Origin of the sequence: Microvirga sp. Mcv34 (assembly GCF_024519725.1) — a bacterium.
Taxonomy (GTDB): Bacteria; Pseudomonadota; Alphaproteobacteria; order Rhizobiales; family Beijerinckiaceae; genus Microvirga.
In genome coordinates, this window is sequence record NZ_JALJRK010000182.1 from 1 (window position 1) to 3,668 (window position 3,668).

At 61.4% G+C, this 3,668-nt stretch carries 4 protein-coding genes and 1 pseudogene; 1 reads left to right on the forward strand and 4 read right to left on the reverse strand.

Annotation, left to right across the window (positions count from 1 at the left end; genetic code table 11):
- Window positions 1–195: 195 nt before the first annotated feature.
- The 4 genes from OC446_RS29725 to OC446_RS29740 all read right to left on the reverse strand — a co-directional run bounded on the left by OC446_RS29725 (window position 196) and on the right by OC446_RS29740 (window position 3,325).
- Window positions 196–642, reverse strand: a complete 447-nt coding sequence (locus OC446_RS29725; protein ID WP_262032492.1) for a hypothetical protein — start codon at window positions 640–642, stop codon at window positions 196–198.
- A 298-nt stretch (window positions 643–940) separates the two neighbouring features.
- Window positions 941–1,312: a hypothetical protein gene (locus tag OC446_RS29730; RefSeq protein ID WP_262032493.1), complete on the reverse strand. Its 372-nt coding sequence runs from the start codon at window positions 1,310–1,312 to the stop codon at window positions 941–943.
- Window positions 1,313–1,576: 264 nt separating this feature from the next.
- The gene (locus tag OC446_RS29735; protein WP_262032494.1) at window positions 1,577–1,834 is read right to left on the reverse strand and encodes a hypothetical protein; all 258 of its coding nucleotides are present in this window, start codon (window positions 1,832–1,834) and stop codon (window positions 1,577–1,579) included.
- 336 nt (window positions 1,835–2,170) lie between these two features.
- Complete coding sequence (locus OC446_RS29740; protein WP_262032495.1) at window positions 2,171–3,325, reverse strand: IS110 family transposase; 1,155 nt, start codon at window positions 3,323–3,325, stop codon at window positions 2,171–2,173.
- 152 nt (window positions 3,326–3,477) lie between these two features.
- Here OC446_RS29740 and OC446_RS29745 point away from each other — a divergent pair.
- Window positions 3,478–3,668, forward strand: a pseudogene (locus tag OC446_RS29745) (hypothetical protein); the annotation flags it as partial.

Below are 3,668 nucleotides of genomic sequence, written 5' to 3' on the forward strand. Positions count from 1 at the left end.
AGCGTCCGGTGCCGGGTGGAAGGACCTCTCTCTGTGTGGGCCGTGAGGGCGCGCAGGCGACCCTGTAGATAATGTTTGGGCCTTCCACCTGGAGTGTATCTCGTATTGGGGACGGTGAGGACCACGGTTGTGACCGCTGGATCCTGTGTTTGCTATGGGAGAGAACAATCCCGTTTACGGTGGAAGCCACCTGGCTCACTCTGTCTGAAGCGCCGATCCAGCCAATCGGCGTGCTGAGATCTGCTGGCCCAGCGTCGCTGCTGCTTCCCTACATAGGACGTTGTCGCCGGCGAGCGCGATCCGGACCGCCTGGCCGCCCTGCGCGACGGGCGCTGCAAGACCCCGCTCGCGACCCTGCGCGCCGCGCTGGTCGGCAACGACCGGGAAGAGCACGTCTTCGCCTTGGCCCAGGCGCTGGAGCTGTACGAGGTCTACCAGACTAAGGTGGCTGCCTGAGACGAGCGCATCGCGGCTGTGCTGGAGCGCCTGTAGGCGGCCAGCCCGCCCCCGGCGGCGCCGCTGCCGCTGCTCCATCGCGCGCAGCCGCAGGCCAATGAGCCGGCCGTGCCGGTGCGCGAGGCCCTGCATGCGATCCTCGGGGTCGACCTGACCCCGAACGCCTTCGCCCAACAAACTCATCAAGCCCGGAAAGTTGCATAAGCCGTGGATCACATATGGGGGCAGGTCCGGACCAACCCTGAATTAACATCACATACGGATCACCCCCATGGGGCAGACCACTGGCGCTCATCTTTCGGCATCGACATGGCGCAACTCCGGCCGGGTGGAGTGCTCCTGATTGAATCAGATCCTGGGCCAGAGTGGCAACGGAAAACGCAGGAAATCCACCGTTGTCGCCCCGCAATCCTGCAAAATCGAAGGCGGTGACGCGTCCGATACCGCAATCATCTCAATGGAAATCGGCGCTCTTCACAGACAACTATCGAGGCAGGCAGGCAAAGGAGAACTCAGAGTGCAGAAGTTCGAGTTGGCGTCCCCCGCTGATGGCGCAGCGTTGGTTCTTCATGTTCTTAAGATAGGCTTCAGCGACATCCCAATAGCGAACTGGATGCTCTATTTGATCAAGCTCTTTGTCGGCTTGCAGGACAAGACATGCCGCCGCAGCGGCTTCACTGGCCGAGAAGGCCTCGACCAGCAGCTTGTCAGCCTTCTCGTACACTCTGTAGGCCCGGCGACAGCTCAACCTGACTTCGTGTCCAGAACTCTGGCCATACTCGCCCATGATATAGGCGGCCGAGCATCCGGACAGAGGCAACGCGATGATGAGCAGAGGGAGCAGGTAGGTTTTCATGAGGTCAGCATAGAAGATGGGCGCCAAAATGTTACGCTTGGAGGCGGACGATGCTCCTCCTGCCAACATAAGCTTCTTTAGCAGTCGCAAAACAATCCTTGCATTGCCAGAGGCGGCGTAACACGAGTGCGAAGAACAGATCAAGTGCGATCAGCTTTTACCAATCATGGGAATGGTGGGGCCGCCGACTTGAATGGCTGCGCCAGAACTCGGCTTTTGAGCGAGAAAGACAGCCAAGAAGTGCGCCTAGGCCCGGTTGCGGGCCTATTTTGCTCTACTTCTAAGGCTTTGAAGAAGCCGGACCAGGACAATCGCGCCTAGGATGACAGCAAACGCGAGGAGGATCTTCTCTAAGAGAGCGTCCTGGATGAGCTCGGTCGGAGCAGAGGCTATCGCTATCACCATCCCCACCAAAGCCCAGCCCAGTTTCTGACCGAGAGTCAATGATGAGTCGTCAATGTAAAGGACGCCGCCGAGCGGAATTGCCAGAGCTGCCGCGATCAAAGGGTCAAACCATTTCAAAGCCCGCCTCGCCAAATGTGCTGTCCAGCCCTCTCTCTACCACAGCCTATGCCGACTTAGCTCGACTCGTATGAGGCGGAAGGTCAAGTGCCATCACAATCCCTCTTGTAGGATGCAGCGGTCGGGTGGGGAAGCCGGGCAAGGCGAGCACGGTGCTCGCGTCTTCCACTCGTATCCGGCGGAACAACTGTTCCTGACCAAAATGCCTCATTCAGGCAAGCCGGCTTGAGGAGGTGGGTCTCATCTTTGGCGACGGCAGCAAACCCTGTTGAGCTCCGGTCACGCACTACCCGCCCGTCCGGTGCATCTTCGATGGATGCGCCGGCCGAACTGTTGTCAGACAGCCTTGAGGCGGGCTCCCTCCGGCACGAGGCCGGTGGTGAGATACCGCCACAAGGCTACCAGAAGTTTGCAGGCGAGTGCGACGGCATTGATCTTACGGATGCGGCCGCGGGCGGGACCGACCCGCTCGTGGAACCAGCGCGCTAATCCGCTCTCGGGCTGGTAGCGCAGCCACAGCCAGGCCAACTCGATCATTGTCTCGCGCAGGAGCGGATTGCCGGCCTTCGAGATGGCCTGTTCACGCTGCCGCTGGCCGCTGTCAAAGGGGCTCGGCGAGAGCCCGGCATAGGCTGCAACTTCCTTGCGACTGGCAAAGGGACGGAACAGCGCCTCACGAACCAGGATCGTGGCTGTCTCGGTGCCGAGGCCTCCCGGTCGGGCCAGACAGGCGACTTTCTCGGCATCGGCATCCTCAGGCCCAGGTTGAGCCACCGCGGCATCGCGCTCGGCCTCGACCACCGCGATCTGCTCCAGCACCAGTTCCAGCCGCTTGAACTCGCGCTCGAGTTCGCGACGCAGCCGCGACGGCAGTTCGTGACCATCGCCGGTGCGTAACTCGCTCAGACTCCGCCAGCGGTTCTGGCGCAAGGGCTGGAAGTCGTAAATGCCCTGACTGGCGAGTAAGCCTTTGACACGGTCGACGTGCTGCACGCGTTCGGCAATCAGCCGCTGACGCTCGCGATGCGTGCGCCGGGCGTCCTCCCGCTCGATGGATGGCACCCGAACCATGTGACAGGCGGCCCAGTCGCCGCGCCACCATGCCATCAGAGCCCGCAACAGCATTGCGGCATCGAGCCGATCGGTCTTGGCACGCCGGGCACGGCGATTGACCTGCAAACTGCCGGGATCCATCACTTGGCAGATGAGGCCCTCGGCCGTGAGGCGACGGTGCAACCAGAACCCATCATAACCAGCCTCGTAGCCAACGACGATCTGAACCTCATCAGAAGCGGCGCTCCGCTCGCGCGCTTGCAGGCGGCGAAGGAGTGTCAACAGCCCAACAATGTCGCCGCCCTCCAACCGATGTGAGGAGGTCTTGCCGCTCGGCGAGCCCTGAGACGCCAGCAGCCAAGCCGATTTGCTGAGCTCCAGGGCCACGAAGATGATCGTCTGTTCCTGCGCAGGGTGCGCTTGTTCCATCTGAGGCATCAGGCTGTCTCCTTCCAAATCTGAAGGGACGAAGAGTGAACCAATCTTCGATGGCCTGCATGGTATCTTTGGCCAATTTTCGGGTGGTGGGGAGCAGGTGACGAAGCAGGCGTAGCGGCTAGGTAAAGGTGTCCTGGCCAAGAGACACTGTCATGCCGCACCTGCCCGCCCGCTCCGTCGGGATCATCATTGCGTTTGCGCCCCTGTTCGTCCACCGCTCCTGGAAGCACGCTCAGGTTCTGCTCATCGGCGCGCTCCTGGCACCTGGACTTGCTTCGGTTCAGATCGTGTTGGCGAATGCGTTGGAGCGATTGAGGCGAGGTCAGCGTTCAGGCTGTAAGGG